General features: G+C 42.0%; 13 protein-coding genes. 8 read left to right on the forward strand and 5 right to left on the reverse strand.

The features are described from left to right. The first annotated feature begins 148 nt into the window (after nt 1-148). The 5 genes from lpxC to A4S05_RS36905 all read left to right on the forward strand — a co-directional run bounded on the left by lpxC (nt 149) and on the right by A4S05_RS36905 (nt 5449). On the forward strand, nt 149-997 hold the full coding sequence (gene lpxC, locus A4S05_RS36885) for a UDP-3-O-acyl-N-acetylglucosamine deacetylase (protein ID WP_069074707.1): 849 nt from the start codon (nt 149-151) through the stop codon (nt 995-997). A 99-nt stretch (nt 998-1096) separates the two neighbouring features. Continuing rightward, on the forward strand, nt 1097-1621 hold the full coding sequence (gene fabZ / locus A4S05_RS36890) for a 3-hydroxyacyl-ACP dehydratase FabZ (protein ID WP_069074708.1): 525 nt from the start codon (nt 1097-1099) through the stop codon (nt 1619-1621). Between the two features lie 309 nt (nt 1622-1930). Further along, entirely contained in the window at nt 1931-2749 is an 819-nt protein-coding gene (lpxA, locus tag A4S05_RS36895; RefSeq protein ID WP_069074709.1) for an acyl-ACP--UDP-N-acetylglucosamine O-acyltransferase, read from the forward strand. A gap of 177 nt (nt 2750-2926) precedes the next feature. Next, nucleotides 2927-4096: a lipid-A-disaccharide synthase gene (gene lpxB, locus A4S05_RS36900; protein WP_069074710.1), complete on the forward strand. Its 1170-nt coding sequence runs from the start codon at nt 2927-2929 to the stop codon at nt 4094-4096. Between the two features lie 96 nt (nt 4097-4192). After that, nucleotides 4193-5449, forward strand: a complete 1257-nt coding sequence (locus tag A4S05_RS36905) for a DNA cytosine methyltransferase (protein ID WP_370684516.1) — start codon at nt 4193-4195, stop codon at nt 5447-5449. 467 nt (nt 5450-5916) lie between these two features. On the opposite strand, the gene A4S05_RS36910 is transcribed toward A4S05_RS36905, so the two are convergent. Beyond that, nucleotides 5917-6858, reverse strand: a complete 942-nt coding sequence (locus tag A4S05_RS36910; protein WP_069074712.1) for an aldo/keto reductase — start codon at nt 6856-6858, stop codon at nt 5917-5919. Between the two features lie 214 nt (nt 6859-7072). Between A4S05_RS36910 and A4S05_RS36915 the strand changes: the two genes are divergently transcribed. From A4S05_RS36915 to A4S05_RS36925, 3 genes are read left to right on the forward strand one after another with little or no spacing between them, the layout of a single operon-like run. Next, nucleotides 7073-8827 carry a Mu transposase C-terminal domain-containing protein gene (locus A4S05_RS36915; protein WP_069074713.1) on the forward strand — a complete coding sequence of 585 codons (1755 nt, stop codon included), beginning with the start codon at nt 7073-7075 and terminating at the stop codon, nt 8825-8827. Between the two features lie 3 nt (nt 8828-8830). Continuing rightward, the gene (locus tag A4S05_RS36920; RefSeq protein WP_069074714.1) at nt 8831-9661 is read left to right on the forward strand and encodes a TniB family NTP-binding protein; all 831 of its coding nucleotides are present in this window, start codon (nt 8831-8833) and stop codon (nt 9659-9661) included. Further along, nucleotides 9661-10161, forward strand: a complete 501-nt coding sequence (locus A4S05_RS36925) for a TniQ family protein (protein ID WP_069074715.1) — start codon at nt 9661-9663, stop codon at nt 10159-10161. Before A4S05_RS36920 ends, A4S05_RS36925 begins: the two co-directional genes overlap by 1 nt. A gap of 303 nt (nt 10162-10464) precedes the next feature. Here the strand turns inward: A4S05_RS36925 and A4S05_RS44015 are convergent, their stop codons facing one another. The 4 genes from A4S05_RS44015 to A4S05_RS36945 form a co-directional block, all read right to left on the reverse strand. Then, nucleotides 10465-10827, reverse strand: a complete 363-nt coding sequence (locus tag A4S05_RS44015; protein WP_256091393.1) for a hypothetical protein — start codon at nt 10825-10827, stop codon at nt 10465-10467. Nucleotides 10828-10847: 20 nt separating this feature from the next. Further along, nucleotides 10848-11849 (reverse strand): hypothetical protein, encoded by a 1002-nt coding sequence (locus A4S05_RS36935; RefSeq protein WP_069074717.1) that lies wholly within the window; start codon nt 11847-11849, stop codon nt 10848-10850. 69 nt (nt 11850-11918) lie between these two features. Then, complete coding sequence (locus tag A4S05_RS36940; protein ID WP_069074718.1) at nt 11919-12260, reverse strand: hypothetical protein; 342 nt, start codon at nt 12258-12260, stop codon at nt 11919-11921. Nucleotides 12261-12270: 10 nt separating this feature from the next. After that, nucleotides 12271-14579, reverse strand: a 2309-nt coding sequence (locus A4S05_RS36945; protein WP_141699919.1) for a CHAT domain-containing protein, incomplete at its 5' end; no start/stop codon positions are given.

The following is a 14579-nucleotide window of genomic DNA, read 5'->3' on the forward strand; positions in this document are numbered from 1 at the left end:
TTCTCTTTTCCTAATTAGCTTGCTAATTTTTACATTTACCTCAATACTGTTCCGATAAAGGGATTAATGACATTTTTAGGGGAATATCAGGGATTTTACCAAAACAGACGATGAACAATACTGAAGGAAATATATTGACTTTTCGGCTATGCAACAGCACACTCTAGCAGCGGAAATCACCCAAATAGGGGTGGGACTGCATAGCGGTGTGAGTACCCAGGTGCGGATACTACCAGCTGAGGCGGGAAGTGGACGTTACTTTGTGCGGGTGGATTTACCGGATTTACCGATTATTCCAGCCGAAGTTGCGGCAGTTAGTCACACTGTTCTCTCAACTCAGTTGGGTAAGGGTGAGGTATCTGTTCGCACGGTAGAGCATTTGTTGGCAGCGCTTTCGGGTATGGGCGTGGATAATGCCCGGATTGAAATTGATGGCCCAGAAGTCCCACTTTTAGATGGTTCAGCAAGTGTGTGGACAACCAACATTACCCAAGTTGGTTTAGTATCACAACCCGTTGACAACCAAGTTCCCAAGGCTATTACAGAACCAATATGGGTCTATCAAGAGGATGCCTTTGTATCTGCTCTCCCAGCATCCGAAACCCGTTTTAGTTACGGTATTGATTTTAACCTGCCCGCCATTGGCAATCAATGGCATAGTTGGTCACTAACCGCTGAAGTAGGAGAAGCTTCTGCTAGCTTTGCTGCGGAAATTGCTCCTGCCCGTACTTTTGGGTTATTGCATCAAATTGAACACTTACAAAAAACAGGGTTAATTAAAGGTGGTAGTTTGGATAATGCACTCGTTTGTGGCCCAGAAGGCTGGCTAAATCCACCGTTGAGATTTGCAAATGAGCCAGTCCGTCATAAAATCTTGGATTTAGTAGGAGATTTAAGTTTACTAGGAACTTTTCCCCGTGCTCATTTCTTGGCGTATAAAGCCAGTCATAATTTACACATTCAACTGGCTCAAAGAATTTTAGATTTGGGATTTTAGATTTTGGATTAGAACTAAAGCTTAAAATCCAGGATTATTAAGGCTTTGGATATACGCCTGCCTACTCAACTTTCAGATGAAAAATCAACTACACGGCCAATGTCAATCCTCACTGAAGTGAATACCATCGATACGACTACATCTACCGAACCACAGACTATAAATGAGACTACAATCAGTTCTGTGATTAAAACGACTTTTACATCTGAAGAAATTCAGAAATTGCTACCACACCGCTACCCATTTTTACTTGTAGACAAAATAATTGACTACGTTCCAGGTAAAAAAGCAGTTGGCGTTAAAAATGTCACCATCAACGAACCCCATTTCCAAGGACATTTCCCTGAACGTCCACTGATGCCAGGGGTGCTAATTGTCGAAGCAATGGCACAAGTTGGAGGCATTGTCCTAACTCAAATGTCTTCGGTAGAAGGCGGGCTGTTTGTCTTCGCTGGTATCGATAAAGTTCGTTTTCGCCGCCAGGTCGTACCGGGGGATCAACTAGTCATGACAGTGGAACTGTTATGGGTAAAACAACGTCGTTTCGGTAAGATGCAAGGTCGTGCCGAAGTTGACGGTCAACTTGCTTGTGAAGGGGAATTAATGTTTTCTCTTGTTAACTAAAAGTTTGCTTTCGTGGTATGGCATAGCCGTGAAATGCCCCAACTGAATCCTGGAAAAGGATAACAGTTAAAAAAAATCCACAACAGCATCTGATAATTTCTTGATTTTCGACGCCCTCTTTACGAGATGCTACTCGAACACACTTAACTTGCTTTGCCCGACACTTTCGTTCACTGAAATACTTTACGCTCTACCAGTCGCCTCGATAGGACGATAGATAGTCTGTACAACTCTCTTAACCAGAGTAACACGCTGCCTCAAAAACCCTACCTGGCGCTGACTTATCAAGACAGTTCTGGAGATTCACCCTTGAAAACGCTAATTCATCCAACTGCTGTAATTCATCCTAAATCGGAACTCCACCATACAGTGCAAGTCGGTGCCTATGCTGTGATTGGAGCGCATGTCAAAGTGGGCCCTGAAACAATAATCGGCGCTCATGCAGTGCTAGAGGGGCCTTGTGAAATTGGGGCGCAAAATCAGATTTTTACAGGTGCAGCCATCGGCATGGAACCCCAGGATCTCAAGTTTGTGGGAGAACCAACCTGGGTCAAAATTGGTGATAACAACCTAATTCGTGAGTATGTTACCATTAACCGCGCTACTGGGGCTGGTGAAGCGACGGTAATTGGCGATGGTAACTTACTAATGGCTTATGTCCATGTGGCTCATAACTGCGTGATTGAAGACCAAGTTGTGATTGCTAACTCTGTGGCGTTAGCAGGTCATGTTCATATAGAATCACGCGCTAGGCTGAGTGGGGTTTTAGGTGTCCATCAATTTGTACATATTGGTAGACACGCAATGGTGGGAGGTATGGCACGTATTGACCGGGATGTAGCTCCGTATATGCTCGTGGAAGGAAATCCCGCGCGGGTGCGAACCCTCAATCTTGTCGGACTCAAACGGTCTGGTATGGATTCAACAGATTTGCAAATGCTGAAAAAAGCCTTCCGCATTCTTTACCGCTCTGATTTGTCCTTTAAGGATGCTTTGGAACAGTTGGAATTGTTAGGGGATAGCGAAGAATTGCAACATCTGCGCCGCTTTCTGCTACTTTCTCAGATGCCAGGAAGGCGTGGCTTGATTCCCGGTAGAGGGAAAAAAAGCGCGAGTGATGAATCGTGAATTATGAGTTAGGAGAGACGCGATTAATCGCGTCTGTACAAAAGGTGGGAGTAGAGACGCGATTAATCGCGTCTCTACAGGAGTTATGAGTTGATGAATTGAATTTTTCACTCCTCACTCTTAACTCCTCACTTCTAACCATTCATTACTAAGTTTTTAATAATTACCAATTATCAAATGCGGATTTTTATCAGCACTGGCGAAGTATCTGGCGATTTACAAGGGTCGCTACTAATTACAGCGCTGAAGCGTCAAGCTATAGCGATTGGGTTGGAATTAGAGATTGTGGCGCTGGGTGGGGAAAAAATGGTAGAGGCTGGGGCAATTCTGCTGGGCAATACTAGTAGTATTGGCTCAATGGGTATTTTAGAAGGGCTGCCTTATATTTTACCGACTCTCCAGGTGCAACGTCAGGCGATCGCTTCCTTAAAACAAAATCCACCTGATTTAGTGGTGCTGATCGATTACATGAGTCCGAATATAGGAATTGGGACTTACATGAAACGGCAGTTACCAGATGTGCCTGTGGTGTATTACATTGCTCCCCAAGAGTGGGCTTGGTCATTAAGTTTGCGTAGAACTAACCGGATTGTTGGTTTTACAGACAAGCTTTTGGCAATCTTCCCACAGGAAGCCCGTTATTTTCGCGAGCAAGGGGCAAAAGTTAGCTGGGTAGGGCATCCTTTAGTTGACCGAATGCAAGATGCTCCTAGTAGGGAAGCAGCCCGTGTAATGCTGGGGATTGCACCAGAAGAAATTGCGATCGCACTCCTCCCCGCTTCTCGCCGCCAAGAACTAAAATATCTTTTACCAATTATTTTTCAAGCCGCCCAAACTATTCAAGCTAAATTACCTGAAGTTCGTTTCTGGATTCCCCTATCGCTGGAAGTCTATAGACAGCCAATTGAGGAGGCTATTGAGCGTTACGGTTTGCGGGCTACAGTTCTATCAGGTCAACAAAAAGAAGTTTTTGCTGCTGCTGATTTAGCCATTAGCAAATCTGGTACTGTCAACCTAGAACTTGCTCTGTTAAACGTGCCACAAGTTGTAGTTTACCGCCTCAGTCCCCTGACTGCTTGGATAGCTCGTAAAATGCTCAAAGGTTCTATAAGCTTTGCATCGCCACCCAATTTAGTAGTGATGAAGCCAATTGTGCCAGAATTTTTACAAGAGGAAGCCACAGCCGAGAATATCATCCAAGCTGCGATGGAACTGTTACTCAATCCCAGTCGCAGAGAGCAAACTTTGGCAGATTATGAGGAAATGCGGCAGAGTTTAGGAGAAATTGGAGTCTGCGATCGCGCTGCTCAAGAAATTTTGCAAATGCTGCCGAGGAGTGGGGGTTAGGGACTGGGGACTGGGGACTGGGGACTGGGAAAATTTTGTATATTTAATACCTAATACCCAATCCCCAATCCCCTTGGAGGTGTTATGGCTTATGAGATGAAAAAACAAAGAGCGATCGCAGTTGATTTGTTTGCTGGCGCGGGCGGTATGACTCTTGGCTTTGAGCAAGCTGGTTTTGATGTGCTGGCGTCTGTGGAAATCGACCCGATCCACTGTGCAACACATGAGTTTAACTTCCCTTATTGCTCAGTGTTATGTAAAAGTGTTGTGGATACAACTGGGGAAGAAATTAGAAATCGGTCTAAGATTGGCGATCGCGAAATTGATGTGGTGATTTGTGGCTCACCTTGTCAAGGATTTTCTCTAATCGGTAAACGGGCTGTTGATGATCCCCGAAATTCTTTGGTGTTTCACTTCCATCGGCTGGTTTTTGAGCTAAAACCGAAATTTTTTGTAATGGAAAATGTCCGGGGGATTACAGTTGGTGAACATAAACAAATCCTCCAAAGCTTAATTAGCGAATTTAAAATTTACGGCTATAAAGTAGAAGAAAACTACCAAATTCTCAATGCTGCAAATTATGGAGTACCACAGTCCCGTGAGAGATTATTTCTCATAGGCGCAAGGGAGGATGTAGAGTTACCGAAATACCCTCAGCCAATTACTAAACGAGCATTACCAAATAATTTAAATTCTAAAAAAAAATCTGATATTCCCTTAAGTCCTACAGTATGGGATGCAATTAGAGATTTACCTGAAATAGAAAAATATCCTGAGTTGCTAACAAGAGATTGGGTTGTAGCGGAATACGAAAAACCTAGCAACTATGCTTTTATTCTTCGCGGTCTTAAATGCCTAAAGGATGATTATTCTTACAAACGTGAATATGATTTGCGAATACTTTATTCAAGTTTAAGAACAAAACATTCTGCGGAAACTATTCAACGTTTCCAGGAGACTCAACAAGGCGAGAGAGAAAAAATTAGTCGTTTTTATAAGCTTCATCCTGCTGGTGTCTGTAATACTTTAAGAGCCGGAACAGACAAATACAGAGGTTCTTTCACGTCTCCTAGACCAATTCATCCGACTACACCCCGCTGTATCACAGTCAGGGAAGCAGCGAGATTGCACTCTTACCCAGATTGGTTTAGATTTCATGTAACCAAATGGCACGGATTTCGGCAAGTTGGTAACTCTGTACCACCGTTACTAGCCAAGGCTGTGGCATCAGAAATTATTCGCAGTTTGAATATTTCGCCTTTTAAGCCGAGTTTCCGATACAAGTTGGGAGAGGAGAAGCTATTACAATTTAATATGTCGCAAGCGGCACAATATTATCAGTGTGAATATTGACACTCCCCGCGATAAATCGACGGGGATTCTTGGTTCAACGAGACCACTTAAACTAAGTTCCTTGCGTTACCTAGCCCAGAGGTGGGACTCTCCCCAAGCGTTAACTTTGGGCATGCCCTACCCTAGTTGCATTTCTGAGGCAGTGCTAACTTGCGGCTATGCCGACTTTAAGCAACTGCCGTGCAAGTCCTGTTTAGTTTGAAACAAATAGTTCCAAAAATCTGAGTCGCCTAGCTCCTATAAATCTTTTACCTACTGCTAGGAGGAAACTAGAACAATGCAGTAGAACCGCATAGATTTAATTGTCAAGGTTCAGCGCTTTGTCTTTCGACGGCTAGGTTTTTTAAGTGGTTGATTACCTTTCCACTATCATTAGTATAGTGTATTTGGTACACTAATTAATTGAAAGCCGTCGTAGAACAACGGGGCTTTAAACCCAATTTTTCGGTAATATGTGCAAGGTTGGGCTAAGTCCAAGCACGGAAAAATGTACTATCTTCCCAGATGTTAGCAGTCGCCAGTGCGATCGCTGTTAATTCTTCCTTTTTAAGAGGCACAAAAGCCCGCGCTATCTTGACATTATTCTCTAATTGTGAAACTGTTTCTGCGGCAATTACACAACAATGAACTCCAGGCTGAGACATTGCGTAACCTAAAGCTTGCTCCATACCTGTCAACCCACCTGATTTGAATAGCCGCCCATAAGCCGGGACTTTCATCGCAATCACACCGACATTTTTTTCTTGAGCAACTGGTAGAACTACCGGGATAAATGGACGTGGGTGGTGTTTGTCGGCGGCATTCACAGGAATCAGTGTAGTGTGAAAAGGATAGCGACGTAACCCTTCGGCAATTATTTGAGGGTCGTGATGTCCGGTAATACCTGCGAACCGCACCAATTTTTGTTGTATAGCTTCTTCTAAAGCTTTAATTGCGCCAGATGCACCAAAGATGGTGTCGAGTTCTTCGGAAAAAGAAACGTGATGCAACTGCCACAAATCGAGATAATCTGTATTGAGACGTTTTAGCGATCGCTCTAATTCTCGCCATGCACCATCCCGATCTCTTTGATCAGTCTTGCTTGCTAGAAACAGCTTTGAGCGATGGGGTGGTAGCACTTTGCCTAAATAATCTTCACTAAGCCCATAACTAGCGGCTGTATCAAAGTAGCGGATGCCAAGTTCTAGCGCTCTTTGAATAATTGCCACAGCTTCACCCTCTTTTCCCTCCCAGGATAGCGGTGTTTGTCCTGCTCCTCCTAAACCAAAGATAGGAAGTTTTACTTCCGTGCGTCCCAGTAACCGTTCTGGCATCATTGCTGGCGGTGTTGCGATGTTGGTAGCATTTTGCTGTAAGGCATTTGTACAGTGACTAATTATCTGTCGTCGAGACAAATTAATGTCATCCATTAAAATCTTGCTCGGTATAGGTTACAGCGTTTTAGTAGTATTAGGATAACATCTTGACAGTGACAGATTAGCTGTCATTTTAGGTAATAGTGACAAATTAGCTGTCGCTTCATCAGAGATAAAAAAGCTTTTGTGTATTTTCATAATGACAAATTGACTGTCGCTTTCTGTTTAAGTAGAATAACAATATGTTTTTATAAAAAAGTTTTGCATTATGAACAGTCAGCAAAATCCTGATTTAGCTGTTCATCCCTCGGCAATTCCTATAGAAGGCTTACTAGGAGAAAGCGATATAACTCTTGAGAAGAATGTAATTGCCACACAACTATCAGAGGAAGCGCAAGTAAGGCTAGAGGTAATCCAAAGTTTACTGGAACCCTGCGATCGCACAACTTATGGACAAAAGTTGCGAGAAGCAGCAGAGAAACTAGGTGTATCGTTGCGAACGGTACAAAGATTGGTGAAAAAGTGGGAACAAGATGGTTTAGTCGGACTCGCTCAAACAGGTAGGGCTGATAAAGGAACACATCGCATTGGTGAGTTTTGGGAAAAATTCATTACCAAAACCTACAACGAGGGTAACAAGGGTAGTAAACGTATGACCCCTAAACAAGTTGCTCTCAGAGTCGAGGCTAAAGCCCGTGAATTAAAGGACTCTAAGCCGCCCAATTACAAAACCGTGTTACGGGTATTAGCACCCATCTTGGAAAAACAAGAAAAAACTAAGAGTATTCGTAGCCCTGGATGGAGAGGGACAACGCTTTCAGTTAAAACTCGTGAAGGAAAAGATTTATCTGTTGATTACAGTAACCATGTTTGGCAATGTGACCATACCCGCGTAGATGTGTTGCTCGTGGATCAACATGGTGAATTACTAAGTCGTCCCTGGCTAACAACAGTAATTGATACTTACTCTCGTTGCATCATGGGTATCAAATTGGGCTTTGATCCACCCAGTTCTGAGGTAGTAGCATTAGCGTTACGCCATGCAATTCTACCCAAACAGTACGGTTTCGAGTACAAACTGCATTGTGAGTGGGGAACCTATGGTAAGCCAGAACATTTTTATACTGATGGCGGTAAAGATTTTCGCTCTAACCACTTGAGTCAGATTGGAGCGCAATTAGGGTTTGTCTGTCACTTACGCGATCGCCCTTCTGAAGGTGGAGTAGTGGAACGTCCTTTCAAAACATTAAATGACCAACTATTTTCCACGCTTCCTGGATACACCGGATCTAATGTACAGGAACGCCCAGAAGATGCGGAGAAAGACGCAAGACTTTCTTTACGAGAACTAGAACAGTTACTTGTACGTTACATCGTAGATCGTTACAACCAAAGTATTGATGCGCGGATGGGCGACCAAACTCGCTTTGAACGTTGGGAAGCAGGTTTGCCTACAGTACCAGTACCAATACCAGAACGAGATTTGGATATCTGTTTAATGAAGCAATCACGGCGCACTGTACAAAGAGGTGGTTGCTTGCAGTTCCAGAACTTGATGTATCGAGGAGAATATCTGGCAGGTTATGCCGGAGAAACTGTCAACTTAAGGTTTGATCCCAGAGACATTACAACAATTTTGGTTTATCGCCAAGAGAAAAATCAGGAAGTATTTTTAACTCGCGCTCACGCTCAAGGTTTGGAGACAGAGCAGCTGGCATTAGATGAGGCTGAGGCAGCAAGTCGCAGACTCCGTACCGCAGGGAAAACTATCAGTAACCAATCATTATTGCAAGAAGTTGTTGACCGTGATGCTCTTGTGGCTAGCAAGAAAAGTCGTAAAGAGCGTCAAAAATTGGAACAGGCTGTTTTGCGATCTGCTGCGGTTGATGAAAGTAAAACAGAACCCTTGCCTTCGGAAATAATTGAACCAGATGAAGTGGAATCTACAGAAACGGTTCACTCTCAATACGAAGACATTGAGGTGTGGGACTATGAACAACTTCGTGAAGAATATGGGTTGTAAAAAATGACAGATGCTCAAGCAATCGCCCAGCAGTTAGGTGGGGTAAAACTAGACGATGAGTGGTTACAAGCTGAAATTGCTCGTCTTAGAAGTAAAAGCATTGTGCCGCTAGAACAAGTAAAAAAGCTCCATGAGTGGTTGGATGGCAAACGCAAGGCAAGGCAGTCCTGTAGAGTTGTAGGGGAATCACGAACTGGCAAGACAGTTGCTTGTGATGCCTATAGATTAAGGCATAAACCATTGAAAGAAATTGGAAGACCTCCAATTGTTCCTGTGGTTTATATTGAACCCAATCAAAAATGTACTTCTAAAGATTTGTTCAAAGAGATTATTGAGTACCTGAATTTTCGGGCAACAAAGGGGACTGTATCAGATTTCCGTGGAAGAGCGATGGAAGTACTCAAAGGATGTGGAGTAGAAATGTTAATTATTGACGAGGCTGACCGTTTGAAGCCAGAAACATTTGCTGATGTGCGTGATATTTATGACAAGTTAGGAATTGCTGTTGTCTTGGTGGGTACAGATCGTTTGGATGCGGTGATGAAGCGAGATGAGCAAGTTTACAATCGCTTTCGGGCTTGTCATCGTTTTGGGAAGTTGTCAGGAGATGATTTTAAAAAGACAGTAAAAGCTTGGGAAGATAATATTTTGAAGCTACCTGTTCCGTCTAATCTAATCAGCAAAGCTATGCTCGGAATTCTTACTTCGGCAACAGAAGGTTACATTGGGCGGTTGGATGAAATTCTTAGGGAAGCAGCAATCCGTTCTTTATCAAGGGGATTGAAGAAGATTGACAAGGCTGTTTTACAGGAAGCAGCTAGGGAGTACAAATAATGGCAGCAACAAATATTGAGCCTTGGCTATTTTTGATTCAACCCTATGAAGGGGAAAGCCTGAGCCACTTTCTTGGCAGGTTCAGACGTTCCAATCATTTATCCGCAAGTGGATTGGGTAGTTTGGCAAGAATTGGTGCAGTGGTAGCAAGATGGGAGCGATTTCATTTTAATCCTCGCCCTAGTCAGCAAGAATTGGAAGCGATCGCATCTGTGGTAGAAGTGGATGCCCAAAGGTTAGCCCAGATGTTACCGCCTGCTGGTGTGGGAATGCAGCATGAGCCAATTCGCTTGTGTGGGGCTTGTTATGCTGAAGCGCCTTGTCACCAAATTCAGTGGCAGTATAAGTCAGTGTGGAAGTGCGATCGCCATCAATTTAAGCTTTTAGCGAAGTGTCCAAATTGTGAAGCTCCTCTCAAAATGCCTGCGCTGTGGGAGGATGGGTGTTGTCATAGATGTAGAATGCCATTTGCGGAAATGGCAAAGCTACAGAAGGGTTAATCCTACCACCAGAAAAAGGTGTGAAATTAACTAACCCTCTTTTGTCACTTCGGGAGAATCCAATCACCCAAACCCTTACGGGGCTTTAGTTTCCACTTTTTGCCTAGAAATTTTAGTTTCTGTTAGAAAATAGAACCTCAAACCTAGATTAAATCAAAGTCTCAGAATTCGGCTGAGATTATTGTTTTCCTAGAGTGACAAAAGAGGGCTAAGTCCCTGAATTGATCTGGTTGTCCAAAAAATTTGTGCGATCGCACAAATTTTGTTCCTACTGTTAACATGGCATGGATTAGATAACTTGTTCTAACTCCACTTACGTTTGGTAAACAACCATGCTAATAACCAAAAAAAGGCGGTAGCCAGAAAACTCCATAGCAAGGATGATACTAGGGGATGAACTGGGTACTTGAAATTTATCTGTGCAAAAGGTTTATCTATATGTCCGGTGACAACACCAGAAACTATTGCACCGCCACCAAAGGCTATACCTAGTATTTGAATGGTTTTTTCTAAAGAGCGATCGCGTTTAGCTTGTTCTACTTCTACTATGCCGCGAATTGTTGCAATCATCTGGTCAAAGAGGTTTTGACCAGGGGTAAGATAAGCTAAGTTTGTGTTGATTTGTTCGACAAAGGTATCTTCAGCCAATTCCAAGAAATTGGACAAGAATTCTAAATTATCTGATTTTAAGCATATTTTTTTAGCTTGTCAAGATATAAACGATAGTTTTTGTTATTAGTTTGAATTGTAGTTCTGTGTAGTTCTGAATCTCTTAAATAATCAATATAATTAAAAGAAATTTCTGGTATTTCCTGAAGCCATTGATTGAATTCATAAAATTTTATATCTATAGATTGATTTTTTAGTTCTTTAAAATCTTGCTTATATTTTTCTAAATCAGCATAGGCTGATCTAGCTTGTTCATGACACCATATAGCTTCCGAACGAGCATACAGAATTTTACTGCGGCAAAGTAAAAGGTCAATTAAAGGATAATAATATTTTCCGTTGTTTTCTAATTCTGTAGTAAGGTCGTGATTATTTAACCAAATTAATAAATGACAATGTGCTTCAGGAGAATCAGCATCATTGTTATATTCAAATATAGAACTACCTAGTAATTTTCCTTGATGCTGACGATAAATATTTAGTTTTCGCAAAGTTTCTTCCGATAGTAATGCTTTGACACAAGCATCAGCGAATTCTTGCTCATTATCTATTTTTCCTACAGGTTGAGCAAAAAATACTAGAGTTTGTCCTAGAGAAGCGTTGATATTTTGAGAAAGTAAGCAATCATCTGGATTTAGCCCTCTTAAATCAGTGAGTTTTATTTCTGGATGGGGATAACGTAAGGTTAAATCAAGGGCGTAGGTATCGTGAATTTCTAGAGGATTAACTTCACCGCTTAAGTGTAGATTTTGTTGATGTTGGATGCCAGTAAAAGTTAAAATACTTTTCAGGATTTCTCCAGCAATGCTAGTTTTTTGATTATTTGCTTCTTCAATGAGTTCAGGTAAAGTTTCTAGTTTAGGAACACTAAGTTGTTTAGCAAGCTGCTGGCATTTTAGCCATAAATGGTTGGCATTTTTTACAGGCTCTTTAGGTTTTTGCGCCAAGCTATGCTTCAGATGAAAGGCATAGAGAGTTAGTTTGGGATAAGCTACCTTTCCTGTTGAAAAATAATCCATTTGAGAATAAAGATAAATGTCGTGGTGTCCAGATCCCCGACTTCTTTAAGAAGTTGAGGATCTAAAGCATCAATTATTACGAGTTGGTTTTTCTACGTCTTTAGGAGATGACGAACTTTGTTGAATCTCATTAAGTATATTCTTTTTATCGAGTTCGTATTTGGGAATATTTGTATTTGCTTGCTTATCCCCTGGCGCTTTTGTTCCTATTTCCTCAAATTTGGCTAAAACCTCATCTACTTCATCATGTTCTGACAACCAATCTGAAATAGCATTCGATAAAAACTGGATGTCATCAGCTTGGTTCTGAATCAATTCCATTAGTGTAATTCTATCTTCTTCTGAAAATAGAGAAGGTTGAGTATTCAGCAGATGGACGAAAATATTAACAGTTGTTTCATGATCTGACATGATTATTCTCCTATTTGCCAACAGCAGTAAATGCAGCCCAATGATAAGGAGAGTCGAATGGTTTCTCTCCAGTCATCTTATTAATTTGACGGCGTATCTTCCCTTTTTTAGTGCTATCTAAAGCCAATTTATTTGCCCATTCCTGTAACTCTTCTTTTGTAGCATCCCGCAACCATCGCTGCGCTTGATTCATCGCAAGTGGTACTGACATAACTGTAGCATCCTGCAAAATTTGAATGAACTTAATCAACAGAAAGGATGTTGATAATTCGTTTACTGTCCATAAACTACTTACAACACTGCTACTACCTGCATAGAGAAACCCACTAGGTAAACCGATATATTCATCACTGGTATTATTGAAGTCAATTAACCCAGTTTCGCAAGCGGAGAGAACCACGAGACGAGTTTGGCTAAAGTCGAAACTTCTCTCAAACAAATTACCTAATGTCAGGCATTTACTTAAATCTACAGCTTTGTCTTTAGATACTTTTACATATCTTTCAGGGTAAGCATCAGCAAGTTCTGGAGAAACATAAGCATCTGCTAGTACTAAGCAGGAATTTTGTGGAGAATTTAAGTTGAAGGAACCGTGACAAGAAAAGTGGAGATAATTCACTTCTTTTAATCGTGATGCTACTTCAGATAAAGCAGCTTTTGTAGCTTGTTCTTTGGGTAATACTTGATGGTGGGGAAAGGGAAAGTAAGATAATATACTTTCTACTTCCAAGTCAGTAAAAGAGAGGTCTTCTGTGGGGTTTTGAATCGCAAACAGGGATTGAAAATCAGGGCGATCGCGCTTTTTTACCTGTTGCAGTATTTGACAACTGGGTGCATAAGTCACGCCACCAGCAAATAAATCTAGAAGACAACGCGAATTTTCAGAATTTTGACTGACTGGGAGTGCATGAAGGGGGAATAAGTGCAGAAACCGATGGGGAATTAGGATGAGTTTATCGCAGTGTTTCGGTATCTGAGTTAATACTTCATCAATATGCAGAATGGAGGCTAATTTGTTGAGTTCTTCCCCTAAGCTATTCTGCCACTGATCTTTTTGATTGTAGTAGTTTTGCAAATATTGATCTGCCCAATCATACAAGGCATCTAGGTCTTCTGGTTGGGATTGCCAAATAGTTACCTCTTCTGTAGATGTGACAATAAACACCAGAATTTTATCTTTGAGAGTATACCACTCAATAATGGCTGTACGCTCATCCAAAGTTGCCTGGAAAGAGCGAAATTTGAAACCAAAACCAACTCTTAAGTAGCGGTTTTGCAATTCATTACGCTGCTGTCGTAATTCTTGGAGATGTTGTGCTAGAATGCGTGGATTTTCAGCCTTACCATTTTGGATTTGATATTGTCCTATAGCTATTTCATCCCTGTATGTTTCTAGTTGAGTGACAATATCTGCGGGAAAGATCGTTTTCAGGTCACGGCTGAGGATCTGTTCAACTAAATTGCGGGTTTTACTACGTTCAACATATTCAATCGTTTCTGTGGGATTACGTAATTCCAGGCAAACTTCTACCATACAGCTATAAAGTCCGTTCCATTCTTCCGCTTGTTTGCGCTTGGTTTCCTCTCCAGAAACTATTTCCTCCCGCAAAGATTCTACTGTGGCAATGGCAGATTCAAAGGTAGTGTAAGCTGAGGTAAACTGATTTGCGTTTTGGTAAGTCATCCCCATGTTCCACAAAGATTCTGCATGGTTTTGGGGAAATGCGTCAAAAGTTCTGACTTTCAGAGCCTTTTGTAAACAAGCGATTGCCTGCTCTAAATTCTCAGCCCGCTCTCCTCTGATTCTCTCACGGTAAGCATTCGCGAGATTATTTTGTGTACCTGCCCAATCTTCGGGAAATGCGTCAAAAGTTTTGACTTTGAGAGCCTTTTGGAAATAAGCGATCGCCTGCTCTAAATTCTCAGCCCGCTCTCCTCTGATTCTGTCACGGTAAGCAACAGCGAGATTATTTTGCGTACCTGCCCAATCTTCGGGAAATGCGTCAAAAGTATAAACTTTCAGAGCCTTTTGGTAATAAGCGATCGCCTGCTCTAAATTCTCAGCCCTCTTCCCTCTGATTCTGTCATGGTAAGCAAGACCGAGATTATTTTGCGTACCTGCCCAATCTTCGGGAAATGCGTCAAAAGTTATGACTTTCAGAGCCTTTTGGAAACAAGCGATCGCCTGCTCTAAATTCTCAGCCCGCTCTCCTCGGATTCTCTGACTGTAAGCATTCGCAAGATTATTTTGTGTCATTGCCCAATATTGGGGAAATGCGTCAAAAGTATAAACTTTCAGAGCCTTTTGGAAATAAGCGA

Source organism: Nostoc sp. KVJ20, from assembly GCF_001712795.1.
Classification (GTDB): Bacteria; Cyanobacteriota; Cyanobacteriia; order Cyanobacteriales; family Nostocaceae; genus Nostoc.

Coding starts and splice junctions, on each gene's coding strand:
- A4S05_RS36935 (WP_069074717.1), bottom strand. CDS start 11,849: ATGGATTATTTTTCAACAGGAAAGGTAGCTTATCCCAAACTAACTCTC.
- A4S05_RS36905 (WP_370684516.1), top strand. CDS start 4,193: ATGAAAAAACAAAGAGCGATCGCAGTTGATTTGTTTGCTGGCGCGGGC.
- A4S05_RS36915 (WP_069074713.1), top strand. CDS start 7,073: ATGAACAGTCAGCAAAATCCTGATTTAGCTGTTCATCCCTCGGCAATT.
- lpxC (WP_069074707.1), top strand. CDS start 149: ATGCAACAGCACACTCTAGCAGCGGAAATCACCCAAATAGGGGTGGGA.
- lpxB (WP_069074710.1), top strand. CDS start 2,927: ATGCGGATTTTTATCAGCACTGGCGAAGTATCTGGCGATTTACAAGGG.
- fabZ (WP_069074708.1), top strand. CDS start 1,097: ATGTCAATCCTCACTGAAGTGAATACCATCGATACGACTACATCTACC.
- A4S05_RS36940 (WP_069074718.1), bottom strand. CDS start 12,260: ATGTCAGATCATGAAACAACTGTTAATATTTTCGTCCATCTGCTGAAT.
- A4S05_RS36920 (WP_069074714.1), top strand. CDS start 8,831: ATGACAGATGCTCAAGCAATCGCCCAGCAGTTAGGTGGGGTAAAACTA.
- A4S05_RS36925 (WP_069074715.1), top strand. CDS start 9,661: ATGGCAGCAACAAATATTGAGCCTTGGCTATTTTTGATTCAACCCTAT.
- A4S05_RS36910 (WP_069074712.1), bottom strand. CDS start 6,858: ATGGATGACATTAATTTGTCTCGACGACAGATAATTAGTCACTGTACA.